The 17,721-nt window shown below is 31.2% G+C and carries 20 protein-coding genes and 2 riboswitches; of the genes, 15 read left to right on the top strand and 5 right to left on the bottom strand.

The genetic code is table 11. The features are described from left to right. Positions 1-145: 145 nt before the first annotated feature. Both ilvN and ilvB read right to left on the bottom strand, forming a co-directional pair. Positions 146-667 carry an acetolactate synthase small subunit gene (gene ilvN / locus CCE28_RS17355; RefSeq protein WP_330396880.1) on the bottom strand — a complete coding sequence of 174 codons (522 nt, stop codon included), beginning with the start codon at positions 665-667 and terminating at the stop codon, positions 146-148. After that, a complete protein-coding gene (gene ilvB, locus CCE28_RS17350; RefSeq protein ID WP_095134991.1) occupies positions 654-2,267 on the bottom strand; it encodes a biosynthetic-type acetolactate synthase large subunit in 1,614 nt (537 codons plus the stop codon). Before ilvB ends, ilvN begins: the two co-directional genes overlap by 14 nt. A gap of 168 nt (positions 2,268-2,435) precedes the next feature. Further along, a riboswitch (SAM riboswitch) is annotated at positions 2,436-2,535 on the top strand. Positions 2,536-2,603: 68 nt separating this feature from the next. Then, a riboswitch (SAM riboswitch) is annotated at positions 2,604-2,704 on the top strand. An 83-nt stretch (positions 2,705-2,787) separates the two neighbouring features. On the opposite strand from ilvB, the gene metF reads away from it, so the two are divergent. From metF to CCE28_RS17290, 13 genes are all read left to right on the top strand, one after another. Further along, the gene (gene metF / locus CCE28_RS17345) at positions 2,788-3,684 is read left to right on the top strand and encodes a methylenetetrahydrofolate reductase [NAD(P)H] (RefSeq protein ID WP_095134993.1); all 897 of its coding nucleotides are present in this window, start codon (positions 2,788-2,790) and stop codon (positions 3,682-3,684) included. Between the two features lie 37 nt (positions 3,685-3,721). Continuing rightward, a complete protein-coding gene (locus CCE28_RS17340) occupies positions 3,722-4,384 on the top strand; it encodes a vitamin B12 dependent-methionine synthase activation domain-containing protein (RefSeq protein ID WP_095134990.1) in 663 nt (220 codons plus the stop codon). Then, complete coding sequence (locus CCE28_RS17335; RefSeq protein ID WP_095134989.1) at positions 4,374-6,731, top strand: homocysteine S-methyltransferase family protein; 2,358 nt, start codon at positions 4,374-4,376, stop codon at positions 6,729-6,731. Before CCE28_RS17340 ends, CCE28_RS17335 begins: the two co-directional genes overlap by 11 nt. Before the next feature lie 146 nt (positions 6,732-6,877). Then, on the top strand, positions 6,878-7,036 hold the full coding sequence (locus CCE28_RS22335) for a hypothetical protein (RefSeq protein WP_176461896.1): 159 nt from the start codon (positions 6,878-6,880) through the stop codon (positions 7,034-7,036). 170 nt (positions 7,037-7,206) lie between these two features. After that, positions 7,207-7,704 carry a hypothetical protein gene (locus tag CCE28_RS17330; RefSeq protein WP_095134988.1) on the top strand — a complete coding sequence of 166 codons (498 nt, stop codon included), beginning with the start codon at positions 7,207-7,209 and terminating at the stop codon, positions 7,702-7,704. 146 nt (positions 7,705-7,850) lie between these two features. Then, positions 7,851-8,039 (top strand): sigma factor G inhibitor Gin, encoded by a 189-nt coding sequence (locus CCE28_RS17325; protein WP_095134987.1) that lies wholly within the window; start codon positions 7,851-7,853, stop codon positions 8,037-8,039. Positions 8,040-8,190: 151 nt separating this feature from the next. Further along, the gene (locus CCE28_RS17320) at positions 8,191-9,360 is read left to right on the top strand and encodes an S-layer homology domain-containing protein (RefSeq protein ID WP_095134986.1); all 1,170 of its coding nucleotides are present in this window, start codon (positions 8,191-8,193) and stop codon (positions 9,358-9,360) included. A 127-nt stretch (positions 9,361-9,487) separates the two neighbouring features. Then, entirely contained in the window at positions 9,488-10,105 is a 618-nt protein-coding gene (gene tmk, locus CCE28_RS17315) for a dTMP kinase (protein WP_095134985.1), read from the top strand. Positions 10,106-10,130: 25 nt separating this feature from the next. Continuing rightward, positions 10,131-10,460, top strand: coding sequence for a cyclic-di-AMP receptor (locus tag CCE28_RS17310; RefSeq protein WP_095134984.1), 330 nt, complete (start codon positions 10,131-10,133; stop codon positions 10,458-10,460). Between the two features lie 13 nt (positions 10,461-10,473). Further along, positions 10,474-11,457: a DNA polymerase III subunit gene (locus CCE28_RS17305; RefSeq protein WP_095134983.1), complete on the top strand. Its 984-nt coding sequence runs from the start codon at positions 10,474-10,476 to the stop codon at positions 11,455-11,457. Beyond that, positions 11,457-12,473 carry a PSP1 domain-containing protein gene (locus tag CCE28_RS17300; RefSeq protein ID WP_095134982.1) on the top strand — a complete coding sequence of 339 codons (1,017 nt, stop codon included), beginning with the start codon at positions 11,457-11,459 and terminating at the stop codon, positions 12,471-12,473. The genes CCE28_RS17305 and CCE28_RS17300 overlap by 1 nt, the downstream gene beginning before the upstream one ends. 82 nt (positions 12,474-12,555) lie before the next feature. Continuing rightward, the gene (locus tag CCE28_RS17295) at positions 12,556-12,726 is read left to right on the top strand and encodes a DUF362 domain-containing protein (RefSeq protein WP_095134981.1); all 171 of its coding nucleotides are present in this window, start codon (positions 12,556-12,558) and stop codon (positions 12,724-12,726) included. A gap of 99 nt (positions 12,727-12,825) precedes the next feature. Next, complete coding sequence (locus tag CCE28_RS17290) at positions 12,826-13,569, top strand: tRNA1(Val) (adenine(37)-N6)-methyltransferase (protein WP_095134980.1); 744 nt, start codon at positions 12,826-12,828, stop codon at positions 13,567-13,569. A 26-nt stretch (positions 13,570-13,595) separates the two neighbouring features. Here the strand turns inward: CCE28_RS17290 and CCE28_RS17285 are convergent, their stop codons facing one another. Both CCE28_RS17285 and CCE28_RS17280 read right to left on the bottom strand, forming a co-directional pair. Then, positions 13,596-13,829 carry an AbrB/MazE/SpoVT family DNA-binding domain-containing protein gene (locus tag CCE28_RS17285; RefSeq protein WP_095134979.1) on the bottom strand — a complete coding sequence of 78 codons (234 nt, stop codon included), beginning with the start codon at positions 13,827-13,829 and terminating at the stop codon, positions 13,596-13,598. A 115-nt stretch (positions 13,830-13,944) separates the two neighbouring features. After that, positions 13,945-14,328 carry a hypothetical protein gene (locus CCE28_RS17280; protein WP_095134978.1) on the bottom strand — a complete coding sequence of 128 codons (384 nt, stop codon included), beginning with the start codon at positions 14,326-14,328 and terminating at the stop codon, positions 13,945-13,947. 181 nt (positions 14,329-14,509) lie between these two features. On the opposite strand from CCE28_RS17280, the gene CCE28_RS17275 reads away from it, so the two are divergent. Together CCE28_RS17275 and CCE28_RS17270 are read left to right on the top strand one after the other, a co-directional pair. Next, positions 14,510-15,091, top strand: a complete 582-nt coding sequence (locus CCE28_RS17275; RefSeq protein WP_095134977.1) for a nucleoside recognition domain-containing protein — start codon at positions 14,510-14,512, stop codon at positions 15,089-15,091. Continuing rightward, entirely contained in the window at positions 15,084-15,617 is a 534-nt protein-coding gene (locus CCE28_RS17270) for a spore maturation protein (protein WP_095134976.1), read from the top strand. The genes CCE28_RS17275 and CCE28_RS17270 overlap by 8 nt, the downstream gene beginning before the upstream one ends. A gap of 102 nt (positions 15,618-15,719) precedes the next feature. Here CCE28_RS17270 and CCE28_RS17265 read toward each other — a convergent pair whose 3' ends face one another. Beyond that, positions 15,720-17,381, bottom strand: coding sequence for a YncE family protein (locus tag CCE28_RS17265; protein WP_095134975.1), 1,662 nt, complete (start codon positions 17,379-17,381; stop codon positions 15,720-15,722). Positions 17,382-17,721 lie beyond the last annotated feature (340 nt).

Here is a 17,721-nt window from a genome sequence, read left to right as displayed (position 1 = left end):
GATTTTATCCTTTGTCTTTTTTATTGCTTATTTTTATCTTTCCAAATGGCTTCAGATAGTTATCGATAGATTGCTCTAAATCATCCAAAGCCCAGCACCTACGAATCTAACAACCAAAAAAAAGAGAAGATATAATATCTTCCCTTTAATCAGTAATCTTAATATTTCCCCTCTGTAAGCCTGCAAAGCCTGATCTCACAAATTCGACTATGCCATAAGGGGTAATCATTTCTATATACGCAGAGATTTTATTAGAGTCTCCTGTGAGCTCTACAGTCATGGTATCCTTTGATACATCTATTATCTTTCCCCTAAATATATTAGTAGTTTCAATTAGAGATGCTCTAGTTTCTAGAGTAGTTTTAATTTTTACCAAAACTAATTCCCTATAAACGGCATTATCTGGTTTTAATTCTATTACCTTTATAACTGGAATTAGTTTGTAAAGCTGTTTAGTTATTTGCTCTATAATATAATCATCATCAGCAATGGTTATGGTCATACGTGATATCTTAGGATTTTCTGTTTCACCTACAGATAGACTATCTATATTATAGCCCCGTCGGCTAAATAGACCTGCTATTTTACTTAGGACTCCTGATTGATTTTCTACTAATACGGATAATACTCTTCTATTAATTTTAATCTCCTCCTTAAAGTGTTGCAAAATCAGGATTAACCATACATTCAATTAAATAAGGTTTATCAGATTTTAAAGCATTTTCTACTACCTTTTCAAATTCCTTATTGTTATTTACACGAATACCATCTATGCCATAGGCCTTAGATAAAAGGATAAAATCTGGATTTTTTAAATCAACACCATAGTAGTTTCCTTTCCCATAGGCATTATACTGTAACTCTCTTACCATGCCTAATCTATTATTATTAAATAGAATTATAAGTATAGGTAGATCATTTTGTCCAATAGTACCTAATTCACCTAGAGACATTTGAAGACCACCATCACCGGTAACACATATGACCTTATTGGTACTGGCAAATTGGGCCCCGATAGATGCAGGTAGGGAGTATCCCATAGTGCCAAGTCCACCAGATGTGAATATGGATCTTTTACCCATAAATTTAAAGTTTTTAATAGTCCAAATTTGGTTTTGTCCTACGTCAGCTGTAACTATACAATCATTGTGAGCTTTATCAGATAGATAGTTTAGAGCTACCTTGGGATTCACATATTTTTCATCTAATATATTATTTTCTTTTTCAGTAGACTTAATAATTTGTAATTGGTTTATCCAATCCTTAGTATCTAGATTAGTTATTTTTTTATTGAATTCTTGTAATATGGTTTTAGCATCACCAACTATAGGTACATGGGATTTTATATTCTTGCCCACTTCAGCTGGATCAATATCTATATGGATTATATCAATATCATTATTTAAAGATTGAATTAGATTATGGGCCCTATCGGCTATTCTGGCTCCTATAATCATTATTAAATCAGCTTGGCTAACTATATTTTTAGAGCCCTTATTCCCATGGATTCCGATCATTCCTAAATGATATGTGGAATCTTCGTTTAATGCACCTATACCCATAAGAGTATGGATTACAGGTATTTGTCCCTTGTTTACAAATTCTCTAAATTCATCTACTGCATTTGCACAAATTATACCTCCACCTACACAAATGAGAGGACGCTTAGAACCTTTTAATTTATTTAAGGCACGTTTAATTTGTCCTAGATGACCTTTGTATGTGGGTTTATATCCTAGTATATTTATGTTTGAAGGGTAATTGAATTTCATTTTTTGCCTTTGTATATCTACAGGAATATCAATAAGCACTGGCCCAGGACGACCAGTCTTTGCTATATAAAAGGCTTCTTTTATTATCTTAGGAATATCCTCAGCTTTTTTAACTAAATAATTGTGTTTTGTGAAAGGTTCTGTAGATCCTACTATATCTGCTTCCTGAAATACATCTTTACCTATTAGGTTGGAATTTACTTGGCCTGTAATTACTACTAGCGGAATAGAATCCATATAGGCAGTAGCTATCCCTGTGATTAAGTTTGTAGCTCCAGGTCCAGATGTGGCCAAACAGACCCCCACTTCTTTACTAGCCCGGGCATAGCCGCTGGCACAATGGGCAGCAGATTGTTCATGGCGGACTAAGATATGGTCTATATTAGAGTGTCTGAGAGACTCATAAAGAGGTAAGACCGCCCCTCCTGGATACCCAAATATAAATTTTACATTCTCTTTTTCTAAACACTTAATGATAATATCTGATGTTTTCATATCTTATCTCCTTTTAAAAATATTTCAACTATCGTAGCAAAAAATAAGACAGATGTCAATAAATTCTCAAAATTAAGAAAATTATTTTTGGAATAAATAAAAATTAAGTATAAAGGTATTGACATATGTTTCCACTATATATATAATTGATATAATTTAATATGATAAAACTTATCTAGAGAGGTGGAGGGACTGGCCCTGTGAAACCCGGCAACCTGCGTAAAGCGAAGGTGCTAAATCCTGCAGCAATTAAGCTGAAAGATGAGAAACTATTTTTAGTAGATAAACCTCTTTCAGTATGAAAGAGGTTTTTTAAAATTAAAAAAGTTAATACAGATTTCATCAAGAGAGGTGGAGGGACTGGCCCTATGAAGCCCGGCAACCTGCGTAAAAGCTAAGGTGCCAAATCCTGCAGCAATTAAGCTGGAAGATGAGAGTAAAGTTTAAACATATAAACTCTCTTATCTTTAAGAGAGTTTTTCATTTTGTTAATAACCTATTTTTAATGAGGAGTGAGAATATGAAGATTAAAAACTTATTTAACCAAAAAAGACCAGTTATTTCTTTTGAAATTTTTCCACCAAAGAAAAGTAGTTCTATAGATACTATATATAAAACTATTGATGGATTAGCAGAATTAAAACCAGATTATATAAGTGTTACTTATGGAGCAGGAGGTAGTGGTGAGGAAAATAAGACATTAGAAATTGCATCTATAGTTAAGAATAAATATAATATAGAGGCATTGGCCCACCTTACTTGTATATCTTCAACAAAGGATGAAATAGACAGTGTACTAAGAGAGCTTAAAGAAAATAATATTGAAAACATTTTAGCTCTGCGGGGGGATCTTCCTAATGATCCTAATTTCAAATTTCCAGATCCCCTACATTACAGATATGGATCCGATTTAGTTAAACATATTAAGAAGAATGGAGAATTTTCCATAGGAGGAGCTTGTTACCCTGAAGGGCATATAGAAAATGATAATATGGATAATGATATAGAAAATTTAATAAGAAAAATTAATTATGGTACAGACTTTTTAATAACTCAATTATTCTTTGAAAATAATAATTTTTATAAGTTTCATGAAGATTTAGTAAAGAAGGGGGTAAATATCCCTATACAAGCAGGGATTATGCCTGTTACTAATAAAAAACAAGTAGAGAGGATTGTATCCCTTTGTGGATCATATATACCACCTAAATTTATGAAAATAATGAATAAATATGAACATAACAAGGAAGCCCTAATGGAGGCAGGTATATGTTATGCTACAGAGCAAATAATAGATTTACTATCTTCTGGAATTGATGGAATCCATATATATACTATGAATAAACCAGAAATAGCACATAGAATAACAAAGAATATAGGTTGTGTAGTAAAGGCATTAAATGAAAAAGCCGTATAAGTAGTGATACTTAATAAGTAAAGGGTGGGAGATATGGATGTGTATAGACAAAAAAGAGGTTCTTAGATATTTGGGATATAAGAATCAACATATGGATGAAAAACTAAATAATCTTATAGATGAGTGTATGGCAGAAATAAAATCCATATCTAAACCCAAATATGTGTATGATATATTTTCTATAAATAAGGATAATGGGTTCACATTAGAAAATACTAACTTTATTTTAGAAGGAAAAAATATAAAGGATCATTTAAAGAATTCCACTAAATGTGCTGTAATGGTGGCAACCTTAGGAAGTATGGTTGATTCTAAGATAAAGTATTATGAAAAGATCAGTTTAACAAGGGCTCTCATATTAGATGCCTGTGCCACCACTTATATAGAGCATATTTGTGATGGGGTTGAAGATGAAATTAAAGAAATTGCAAGGAAAGAAGGTAAAAATATTACCTTTAGATATAGTCCTGGATATGGAGATTTTTCTATTAAAGTACAAAGTAAAATACTAAATATATTAGATGCTAATAAAAGAGTTGGAGTTACTTCAACGGAATCTAGTATATTGATACCTAGAAAATCAGTAACAGCTTTTATTGGGTTTCAGATAGAGGAAAAAGAAAAGATAAATAAATGCTTAAGTTGCAATAAATATAAGAGTTGTAGTTTTAGAAAAGGAGAGATTAGTTGTGGATATTAGGGAAAAGTTAAAGGATTCCATATTGTTTTTTGATGGTGCCATGGGTACTATGTTACAGGAAAGAGGATTAAAGAGGGGTGAAGTACCAGAAACCTATAATATAATATATCCTCAAATAGTAAAAGAAATTCACCAAAAATATATAGAAGCAGGGACAGACATAATAACTACAAATACCTTTGGAGCTAATGAATTAAAACTAAAAGATACATCCTACTCCGTTGAAGAGATAATAGATGCGGCAGTGAAAAATGCTAAGGAAGTGGCAGGGAATAAATATGTGGCTCTAGATATGGGGCCAATAGGTCAAATGATGGAACCGATGGGAACACTGAAATTTGAAAGGGCTTATGACATATTTAAGAGGCAAGTAATAGCAGGAACTAAGGCTGGATGTGATTTAATATTAATAGAAACCATATCAGATTTATATGAGATGAAGGCAGCCGTATTGGCAGCAAAAGAAAATAGTAATTTACCCATATTTGCCACTATGACCTTTGAAGAAGACGGACGTACTTTTACCGGAACAGATCCTATTAGTATGGTAGTTTTCCTAGAAGGTATTGGAGTAGATGTATTAGGAATGAATTGTTCATTGGGGCCTAATGAAAGTAAACATATAGTAACTAAAATATTAGATTATGCATCAATACCTGTTATGATACAGCCAAATGCTGGTTTACCTAAAATTGTTGATGGAAATACGGTTTATGATGTGACACCAGAGGAATTTGGAACTACCATAGAAGAGCTACAGTCTTTAGGAGTTAGAGTATTTGGAGGATGTTGTGGTACAAATGATAATTTCATAAGGGAAGTGGTAAATAGACTAAAGGATAAAGATTCAGCTAAAATAGAAAATAAAGAATTTACTGCTGTAACTTCTGCCACAAAAAATGTAATAATTGATGAAGTTGTTATCATTGGAGAGAGAATAAATCCAACAGGAAAGAAAAAGTTTAAAGAAGCACTTAGGAATAAGGATATAGACTATATATTAAAAGAAGCCATACTACAAAAGGAAAAGGGAGCACATGTATTAGATGTGAATGTAGGCCTACCAGAAATCGATGAGATAAGCCTATTAAGGGACGTAACGAAAGAAGTCCAGTCTATAGTAGACTTACCCCTACAAATCGATAGTACGGACCCTGTGGCCATAGAGGCGGCCATAAGGGGATATAACGGAAAAGCCATAATAAACTCTGTAAATGGAAAAGAATCTGTTATGAAGGACATATTTCCCATAGTTAAAAAATATGGAGCTTGTGTAGTTGGTCTTACACTAGATGAAGATGGAATACCATCTAAAGCTGAAGATAGGGTGAAAATAGCAGAAAAGATTATAAAAAGGGCGAAGGAATATGGAATAGATAAGAAGCACATATTAATAGATTGTCTAGTTCTTACTGCCAGTGCTCAACAGGAGGAAGTACTAGAGACTATAAAAGCAGTAAAGATGGTAAAGGAAAAGTTTAATGTAAGAACCACCTTAGGAGTTAGTAATGTGTCCTTTGGACTACCAAACAGAAGGTTATTAAATAAGACCTTTTTAAGTATGGCATTGGCAAGTGGATTAGATGCTCCCATAATAAATCCTAAGGATGATGACATACTAGAGACTGTATATGCCTATAAAGTCCTTGCAAATGAGGATAGGGACGCAAAAGTCTATATAGACAAGTTTAAGCATGTTAAAAATGTGAAACAGGATGTGAAAACATCTGATCTAACATTACAAGAAATTATAATAAAGGGGTTAAAGGCAGAGGCTAAGGATAAGACTATAGAGCTTTTAAAAGAGAAGTCTGCCCTTAAAATCGTAAATGAAGATTTAATTCCAGCTCTAGATATAGTGGGGAATAGATTTGAAGAGGGAAGTGTATTTTTACCACAACTTATAATATCTGCAGAAACGGTAAAAGTGGCCTTTGAAGTTATAAAGGAAAAAATAAAGAAGGAAGAAGAACAAATAAGTAAAGGCAAATTAATATTAGCCACAGTACAAGGTGATATTCACGATATAGGTAAGAACATAGTTAAGGTTATACTAGAAAACTATGGCTTTGAAGTAATAGACCTAGGAAAAGATGTGGATCCTATGAAGATAGTAGAAGTGGCTAAGGATGAAAATATAAAATTAATAGGATTAAGTGCACTTATGACTACTACGGTAAAGAGTATGGAAGAAACCATAAGGCTTTTAAGGGAAAATGAAGTAGGCTGTAAAGTTTTTGTAGGTGGAGCCGTATTAAATGAAGAATATGCACAAATGATTAAGGCAGATTTTTATGCTAAGGATGCGAAGGTAGCCGTAGAAATCGCAAATAAAGTATTAAATTAGTAGATAAAAAGCCAGTTTTTTATAAAAACTTTAACCATTCAACAATTTGCTACAAAAATAGTAATATATGGCCATTTATAGACAGAGGAAAAAGGGTTATTATATAGAATAAGAAGGTATAAAGTCTTTATAAAAGAGGTTAGAGTATGATTATAAAAATTATTTTAACAGTGATGTTGTGTATACCCATGGCATGCTTACAAATATATTTAATTAGAGATGTGCTAGAAAATATAGAGAAAAAACCTTCCCCAAAAAGAGTGAGGGTTCAGAAAAATTATGGGCACATAAGGATAGCAAAATAATATATTAATATTAGAATTATTAGTAAAGAAAGTATTTAAATACTTTCTTTTTTCTTTTGAAATAAATTTAATATAAAACACTTTTATTTGATACAAATTTTATAACATGATATTATTATATCTATATACAATTTGTATGGACATATATTTTATTATAAGGGGAGTCTAAAATGTATATAATTAAGCAGACTATTAAACAAAAAAGGTTATCATTTTGGAAACTTTGTCTAATGATTATAGGAACTATTATCACACTTGATATTTCTTTAAGATTATTAAAAATAGTAAGTCCTATCCTAGCAACCATAGGAGCTTTATTATCATTTGGGTTAGCAGTATGTGCCTGCCTATATATTATATATAGGAGAATTTCTTATTATAATTATAAGATAATAGGTGACGAACTTATAATGGAAAGAGTATTTGGTAGAGCAAGCCACTCTTTTTTAAGTTTGAAATTAAGTGAACTAGATTTGTTTGAAGCCTATGACAAGGCCGATATAGAAAAAATAAAAGAAAAGAAGGCAAAAACGTATAAATTTATTTCTACTAGAGAAACCAAAAACTGGTATATAGGTGAATTTACTAGAGGTGGAGATGTATATAGGTTTGTATTTGAACCTAATAAAGAACTTCTAAATGCCATAAATGCAGTAATGTCATATTAAAAAAGTAGCCCAAGGGGCTACTTTTTTATGTTTTTGATTAAGCCCCCAAAAAAGGTACAATAAGATTGAAATTTCTTATGACACAGACATACAGTAAGTGAATAGAATATTATATAAAGGCCATAATTAATAAAGAGGTGAGGCTTTTGAGTAATTGTATTATGTGTATGGAAAAACCTAAGGAATACATAAATTTATTAGATGAACGTATATGCAGAGAATGTGAAACAAAAATTACGGACTTATCTATAGATGACATTGAATATGAATACTATAATATGATGATTAAAAAAATATGGAGTAAGTACTTAGTTAAATATGATGAGAGCTACTAATTAGTAGCTCTTATTATTTTTTGCCCTACTTGGTTAAAGGGTAATTTTAGTTTTTTAGTTATAGAAAATAAATAAAAATTATATAGACGACAACTAATTACAAAATTTACCAATTGGTTGTGCTAATATATTGTGGCAGGGAGGGATAGCCATGAACAAAAAAATCAAAATTCTATTATTAATTATTTCTCTTTTAATAAGTACTACTTTTACATCCTACGGATATATAGGAGTACAAGGTAAAATTCCTAGATTAACAGAAAATAATAATACAGTAGTATCTTCTGGATCTAGAATGACAGAAATCAGCAAGTTGAAAAAGGATAAGAGTATTGAAGAAATAATAGAGGAAATAAGAGAAGCAGCTAGAAGAGAAAGTGAATTTATGAAAGAGATAGGAGAAGATAAAGACAAAAATAAAGACAAAGATAAAAAAGAATCTAAAAGTAAAAAGAGTAATAAGTCAACAAAAAGTAAGAGTATTGAAGAGATAATAAGGGAAATTCAAGAAGCGGCAAGAGAAGAAACAGAATTTATGAAAGAGATAGGGATGGATAAAAAAGGATCTAAAAGTAAGAGTATTGAGGAAATAATAGAGGAAATAATGGAAGCAGCAAGAGAAGAAACTGAATTTATGAAAGAGATAGGAGAATATAAAAAAGGATCTAAAAGTGAAAAGAATAATAGATCAACAAAAAGTATTGAAGAGATAATAAGAGAAATTCAAGAAGGAGCTAGAGAAGAGAGCCGATTTATGAAGGAGATAGAAAAAGAAGATAATAAACCTAAAAAGATATTTTCAGATATAAGTAGTCATTGGGCAAGGGACTATATAGAAAAGTTATCAGAAAAAAATATTATTTCTGGCTCTAATAATAACGAATTTAACCCAGAAGGGTACATAACGAGAGCCCAAATAGCTGCCATCTTAGTAAATGCATTAGATATAGATATGAACTCTTATGAAAATAATAAAGTATTTGAAGATGTAGGGGTTGAAAGTTGGTATAGCAAGTTTGTTTCTGTAGCTTATAGAAATAATCTAATTAGCGGTTTCGATGGAGAGTTTAAACCAGAAAAAGAAATATCAGGGGAAGAATTAATTCAAATAGTTGTAAATGCATATGAGAAAAAATATGGAGAAATAAAATTAGATTTAGACGATATGAAAAATACAAATGATGTAAGTGATTGGGCTAAGGTTTCTGTAGCTAAAGCTAAAAAAATAGGGGCAATAGATAAACTTCTTGATCCAATAGAATACAAAGGAAAAGTAAAAAGAGGTCAAGCGTGTGTATTAGTATATGAATTAATAAAATAAAGGTATAAAAGAGTAGCATGATCATGTTTCATGCTGCTCTTTTAAATTATGGAATAACCTATACCTATAATATTTTTTTATTTATGTTAAAATAATAGTATATATTTAAATTAGGAAGAGGTATAGTATGAAAGGATTATTCATTAGTTTTGAAGGACCAGATGGAGCAGGAAAAACAACTCAGATAAAAATGTTAGAGGAGTATCTTAAAAATAAAGGATATGACGTAGTCCTTACTAGAGAACCAGGTGGCACATATATAAGTGAGCAGATAAGAAAAGTAATACTAGATGTGAGCAATGAAAATATGAATTATATGACGGAAGCCCTTTTATACGCTGCATCTAGAGCACAACATGTAAGTGAAGTAATAAAATCATCTATAGACGAGGGCAAGATAGTAATTTGTGATAGATTTGTAGATTCTAGTGTGGTATACCAAGGCATAGGAAGAAACTTAGGTATAGACACAGTAGAAGCAATAAATAAATTTGCTATAGATGGTTGTATGCCACATGTGACTTTTTTATTTAAAATATCTCCAGAAGAAGGAATTAGGAGAAAGTCTAAACAAGGGGAAAAGGATAGACTAGAAAATGAGAAAATAGATTTTCATAAAAGAGTTTACAAGGGATATGAAGAATTAAGAGATAAACATGTAGATAGAATACAAGAAATAGATGCAGAAAAAACCATAGAAGAAATCCATGAAGATATTAAGAAACGCATAGATGATATATTATAGAATTATTTAAATGGGAGGTTATGGTATGAAACTAATAATTGCTATAGTGCATGATGAGGATGCTCAAGGGGTAGTTGAAAAATTAACTGAAAATGGCTATGGTGTGACTAAATTAGCTTCAACAGGGGGATTTCTAAGAGCAGGAAACACAACTATATTTGTGGGAGTAGAAAAGGAAAAAGTGGATAAGGTAATAGATATAATAAAAGATATGTGTAAATCAAGGAAAGAGATAGCTACAGCACCTACTCCAATAATGGGTAATGCAGGCCTTTTAGCCACCTATCCTGTAGAAGTAAAGGTAGGAGGAGCTACTATCTTTGTAATTGATGTAGATCGCTTTGAAAAAGCCTAAATGGGAGGAATAAATGGATTTTAAGAGTATTTTAGGCCATGAAAGAACAATAGATAAGTTAAAAGAAACTATTAGAAAAGATAAAGTTGCCCATGGATATATTATTGACGGACCCATTGGAAGTGGCAAAAAAAGTATAGGAAAAGCCTTTGCTAAAGGTATACTTTGTGATAGTTTTTCTGGTGATTCTTGTAATATATGTACGTCATGTTTAAAAATAGAAAGTGAAAATCATCCAGATTTAATATACATTTATCCAGATGGAAAAAGTATAAAGAACCATCAAATTGAAAGTCTTCAACAGGAAATTATAAGAAAACCATATGAAAGTGAAAAGAAAATATTCATAATAAATGATGCAGATTCAATGACAGGGAGTGCTCAAAATAGACTTTTAAAGACATTAGAGGAACCTCCTGCCTATGCAGTTATAATAATGTTAAGTACTAATTCAAATAGATTTTTACCTACCATATTATCTAGAATTCAACTTTTAAAATTAAATAGGATAAATAGTAACTTAATTGAAAAGTTTATATCAAAAAAATATAATATTAATGAGAATGAAGCTAAAATATACGCTAAACTATCAAATGGCATAGTAGGTAGAGCCATAGAATTAAAAGAATCTGAGGATTTTAATATAAAAAGAGAAGAAACTATAGATATATTAGATAAATTAATATGTAAGGACCCTTTAAAATTCTTTGAGGGTATAGATTTTTTTAATAAGTATAAAGATAATGTAGAGGAAGTACTAGACATGATGTTATATTGGTTTAGAGATTTAATAGTACTTAAAGAAACAGATTGTAATGATTTTTTAATTAATATAGATAAGGTTTCTCAATTACAAGAGCATATATATAAACTAGAGAGTAGTAATTTGGTGGAAATAATAGAAAAAATTGAGAAATCAAAAAAAGATTTAAGAGCACATGTGAATTATCAGTTAACAATAGAGAATATGTTGTTATGTATACAGGAGGTACAATAATGGTAAAGGTTGTAGGTGTAAGATTTAAAAAGGCTGGGAAGATATATTATTTTGATCCTACTGATATATTAGTAGAAAAGGGACAAAATGTCATAGTAGAAACGGCAAGGGGAGTAGAGTTTGGAGAAGTCGTAGTAGGAATAAAGGAAATATCAGAAGAGGAAATAGTAGCTCCTCTAAAATGTGTAATAAGAATTGCTACAGGAGAAGATGAGTCTATAAACAAAGAAAATAAGGAAAAGCAAAAGTTTGCATTTGAGTGTTGTTTAGAAAAAATAAATAAACATGATTTAGATATGAAATTGATTGATGTGGAATATACCTTTGATAATAACAAGATAATATTTTATTTCACGGCAGATGGAAGAATAGATTTTAGAGAATTAGTAAAAGATTTGGCTTCCGTATTTAAAACTAGAATAGAATTAAGACAAATAGGAGTTAGAGACGAAGCAAAGATGATAAATGGCTTGGGTCCATGCGGAAGAACTTTATGCTGTGCCACATGGCTTGGAGATTTTGAGCCTGTTTCCATTAAAATGGCAAAGGAGCAGAGCCTTTCTTTAAACCCTACTAAAATATCAGGCATATGTGGAAGACTTATGTGTTGCTTAAAATATGAGCATGAAATGTATGAATGTATGAAAGAAAATTTACCTAATGTGGGAGAAAAAATAAATACTCCAGATGGAGAAGGAATTGTAGTAGATAACAATGTATTACTAGAATCTGTTAAAGTAAGACTTGTGGAAGATAAAGACAAAAACAAATTAAGTGAAGATATATATATTTATAAGAAACATGAGATTAAGAAAAATTGTAGTGATTGCAAGTGTCCTCATAAAGATGGACAAGAATGTGCAAAACAAAATAAGGAATCTAAAGATAACAATAAAAATAATAAACACGAGATTGACAAAAATTGTAGTGATTGCAAGTGTCCTCATAAAGGTCAACAAGAATGTGCAAAACAAAATAAGCAACCTAAGAAGAATAATAAAAAAACAAAGGAATAAAAAATTAGTAAGTAATACGTATAAAGCCTAAAAAAATATAGCATAATAGATAAGGATAAAACTTTATGCGAGGTGAAAAAATATGGCTTATAATATTACAGAGGCATGTATTAATTGTGGAGCATGTGAACCAGAATGTCCAGTAAGTGTAATTAGTGCAGGAAGTGACAAGTATGTAATCGATGAGTCAGGATGTATTGATTGTGGAGCTTGTGCTAATGTATGTCCTGTAGATGCACCAGTACCAAAGTAAAACTGAAAAGTCTATAAAAAGCCCTTGTGGGCTTTTTTGTTTTTCTAGTATAATTAGGGAAGTATACATATATTAACTAAGCATTAGGAGAGATAAGGGATGAATAACTTAATTTTACCTCATGAGAGGGTAGATGATTTACAATGTAAGGGACTTAGATTAATTCAAAATCCAAAGGGCTTTTGTTTTGGAATAGATGCTGTATTACTTAGTAATTTTGCTCAAGTAAAGACAAATTCAAAGGTAATGGACTTAGGAACCGGAACTGGAATTATACCTATATTATTAGCTGGAAAGACTGATGCAAAAGAAATTGTAGGAATAGAAATTCAAGAAGAAGTGGCAAACATGGCAAATCGTAGCGTTAAGTTAAATAACTTGGAAGACAGAGTAAAAATACTTAATGAAGATTTAAAGGAAATACCTTCTAAAGTGGAGAATTATACTTTTGATGTGGTAGTATCTAATCCTCCATATATGAATTCTGGTGGAGGTTTATTAAATCCTGAGAGTATGAAGGCCATATCTAGACATGAGGTTAAGTGTAATTTAGAAGATGTTATATATACAGCTTTTAAGATGCTTAAGGACAGGGGGAGTTTTTATATGATTCATAGACCCCATAGATTAGTAGATATTATTTATTTATGTAGAAAGTACAAACTAGAACCTAAAAGAATAAGATTTATACATCCTAATAAAAATAAAAAGCCAAATATATTTTTAATAGAGTGTACTAAGTACGGAAGACCAGAATTAAAATTTATGGATCCATTATATGTGTATACAGAAGATGGCCAGTATACGGAAGAAATACATAATATATACGGAAGAGATGCATAAAAAAAATCCCTTTTAGGGGATTTTTTTTAAAGTTCTCCAACACATGTAGAACAAATATTTTTTCCTTTGAACTTCTTTATACCTTCTGATTCTCCACAGAATACACAAGTAGGTTCATATTTCTTTAAAATTATATTATCACGATCAACATAAATTTCTAAAGTATCCTTTTCCTTTATTCCTAATGTACGTCTTAACTCGATAGGAATAACTACTCTACCCAGTTCATCAACTTTTCTTACTATACCAGTAGACTTCATTTGACTCCTCCTTGCAAATTTCGACAAAATTCTTACTTGATTGAATAATACCAAAAATCCCCAAAAAAGTCAAGAAAAAAGATGAAGATAGTATCTTCATCCTATATAAATTCAATTATTTTTTTATGAACCCTGTAAAAACATCCCTTGCCTTTTGTAATATATGTAGTAAACCAAGAGCTTGAGAAATTACTCCAGAATGTTCTGCTAACTGAGATGCAGCTATTTCACCTGTTCCTAGAATATTGTTTATAGTTCCTTGTGCAGCACGCACATTAGTAGAAATATCAGAACTTAAGCTATTTAAATTAGTAGTTATATCTGGAGCTTGATCTATTATTTCTTGAATATTTTTTTCATTAGATTCTATTAAATTTTTAACTACTTTTAAACTATCATTAAAGTTTTTTAATACTATGATGGCATATCCTAAAAGAATTATTCCTAATATACCCATAATAATTATACCTAAGTCCAAAAGACTTATCTGTATGTTCATAATATCACTCCTCATTTATTTATACAATGTATTTTTTATAATAAGATTTATTCTTAATTATATCAATATTTTCCAAATATTAAAATAAACTTTTAAACACAGGAAAATAATTATGAAACAATCTAAAAGTTTTACTCATATATAGACAGGACCTATGAATATATTTTTATAGGTGATTAATATGAAGTACATTTGGTTTTTTATGATAATAACAGGTGTGTTAGCTGCTATAATTAATGGAAATATAGATAAAATAAATGGTGTGGTTATAACCAACACTCAAGATGCCGTAATGCTTGCTATAGGTCTAATTGGTGTTATGTCAGTATGGTTGGGTCTTATGAATATAGCCAAAAAATCTGGCTTAATAAGGAGAATATCAGTTATAATGAATCCCCTTATTAGGCTACTGTTTCCTGATATACCTAAGAATCATCCTGCAATTGGATCTATAGTTATGAATATAGTAGCGAATATGTTTGGAGCAGGGAATTCTGCAACAGCTCTTGGGATTAAGGCTATGGAGGAGATGCAAAAGATAAATCCTAGGAAGGAAAGGGCTACTAATGCAATGTGTATGTTTTTAGTAGTAAATATGTCCTCTGTTCAATTAGTTCCTCTATCAGTTTTAAAAATTAGGGCAGATGCGGGAAGCCTAAATCCAACGGAAATAATAGCTACATCATTAATTAGTACTACTATATCAACTATAGTTGGGATTATAGCGGCTAAGCTATTAGAAAGGGTATTTATTTATGACTGATATACTTAATTTAATATCCCTCAGTATTATACCCATCATAATGACTACAATATTGGTCCATGGGTTTATAAAAGGAGTGGATATATATGAGGCCTTTGTGGAAGGGGCCAAGGAAGGATTTAATACAGCCATAAGAATAATGCCCTATCTTATAGGTATATTTTTAGCTATAGGTATATTTAGAACTTCTGGAGCAATGGATTTTTTTATAAAGATCATAAGCTTTATAACAGATACTTTTAATATTCCTAAAGAATTGACTCCACTTATAATAATGAGGCCCATATCAGGGAGTGGAGCCTTAGGAGTAGTAAAGGATATTATTAATACCTATGGAGCAGACTCTTTTATAGGAAGGGTAGCATCTACCATGATGGGATCAGCAGAGACCATATTTTATACTATGGCCGTATATTTTGGGGCAATAGGTATAAAAAAATCCAGACATACCATGTGGGCTGCCCTAATTTCCCATGTGGCAGCAGTCATAGCATCCCTATGGATATGCGAGATTGTATTTAAATAGAGTTAGGATTTCCTAACTCTATTTTTGTGCTTTGAAGTAAGCGATTATAGAATTTAAGAACTGTGAAATATGGATTTATAATAATATGGATGAGGAGTATGACTACTCCTCCATATTATTGTTAATTTCAGGTTCAGTAATTGGAGTTATGGCTATTGCCATAGGAGCAGTTCCAACAGTTATATTAGTAACTGAGTCATCTGATGCCTTTATCTGTGATACATTATTTGAACATAAATTAGCAATATAAACAAATTGTCCATCTGGAGTTATTCCTATTGCACGAGGATGGATTCCAACAGTTATATTAGTAACTGAGTTATCTGATACATTTATCTTTGATACATTATTTGAACATAAATTAGCAACATAAACAAATTGTCCATCTGGAGTTATTCCTATTGCACGGGGATTACGTCCAACATTTATAATGGCAACTATAGCGTTATCTGATATTTGTATCTTTGATACATTATTAGAACCACTATTAATAATATAAGCAAATCTTCCATCTGGAGTTATTCCTATTGTAGAGGGGCCTTCTCCAACACTTATATTGGCAACTGGGTCATCTGATACTTTTACCTTTGATACATTATCTGGAAGACTATTAGCAACATAAGGAAATTGTCCCTCTGGATTTATTCTTATTCCAGAGGGACCTTCTTCAACAGCTATATTGGCAACTGGATCATCTGATACTTGTATCTTTGATATATTACTTGAACCACCATTAGCAACATAATCAAATCTTTCATATTCAGTTATTCCTATCGTCTCAGTTTGAGTTCTAATATTTATATTAGTGACACAATTATATGATACTTGTATATTTGACATAGTATTTGAACCCTCATTAGCAACATAATCAAATCGTCCATATGGAGTTATTGCTGTTGTCTGAGGATTAGTTCCAACAGTCATATTATCAACTATAGAGTTATCTGATATTTTTATCTTTGATACACTATTTGATCCCAAATTAGTGACATAAGCAAATTGCCCATATGGAGTTATGGCTATTGCCTGAGGATTAGTCCCAACATCTATAGTAGCAACTACAGAGTTATCTGATATTTTTATCTTTGAGATATTATTTGAAAGCCTATTAGCAACATAAGCAAATTGTCCATCTGGAGTTATGGCTATTGCACCAGGACCAGTTCCAACAGTTATAGTAGCATCTACATTATCAGTTGATATATTTATCTTTGATACATTATTTGAATGCTCATTAGCAACATAAGCAAATTGTCCATCTGGAGTTATGGCTATTGCACCAGGAGCAGCTCCAACAGTTATAGTAGTAGCTGAGTTATCTGATATTTTTATCTTTGAGATATTATTTGAAAGCCTATTAGCAACATAAGCAAATTGTCCATCTGGAGTTATGGCTATTGCACCAGGACCAGTTCCAACAGTTATAGTAGCATCTACATTATCAGTTGATATATTTATCTTTGATACATTATTTGAATGCTCATTAGCAACATAAGCAAATTGTCCATCTGGAGTTATGGCTATTGCACCAGGAGCAGCTCCAACAGTTATAGTAGTAGCTGAGTTATCTGATATTTTTATCTTTGAGATATTATTTGAAAGCCTATTAGCAACATAAGCAAATTGTCCATCTGGGGTTATTCCTATTGCAATAGGGCTTTTTCCAACACCTATAGTAGCAACTACAGGATTATCCCATACTTTTATCTTTGATACATTATTTGATCCCAAATTAGCCACATATACAAAAGCGTTATTTACCATTATCTATCTCCTTTCCATGGCAAAGGAAAATTATCTAATTGTAAAGTATTAATTTTCATTTGTCCTACTATAGTCTATTTATCAATAAATTAAAATGACATAAGAAAAATGGAAGTAAGTATGTAAAAATTAGTTAAACGAAAGCAGAAAGGCTAGGTGGAATGGATTAGCAAAAATTTAAATAGAAATTGAAATTCTCTTAGTAGACTGATGGACCAGAATCTTTCGTAGGAAGGGTAGTACCTACCATGATGGGATCAGTAGAGACCATATTTTATACTATGGCTGTATATTTGGGGGCAATAGGTATAAAAAAATCTAGACATACCATGTGGCAGCA

Source organism: Anaeromicrobium sediminis (assembly GCF_002270055.1).
Lineage (GTDB): Bacteria > Bacillota > Clostridia > Peptostreptococcales > Thermotaleaceae > Anaeromicrobium > Anaeromicrobium sediminis.
The sequence above is the reverse complement of the archived record's forward strand: the minus strand, read 5'-3'. Positions and strand labels throughout refer to the sequence as shown.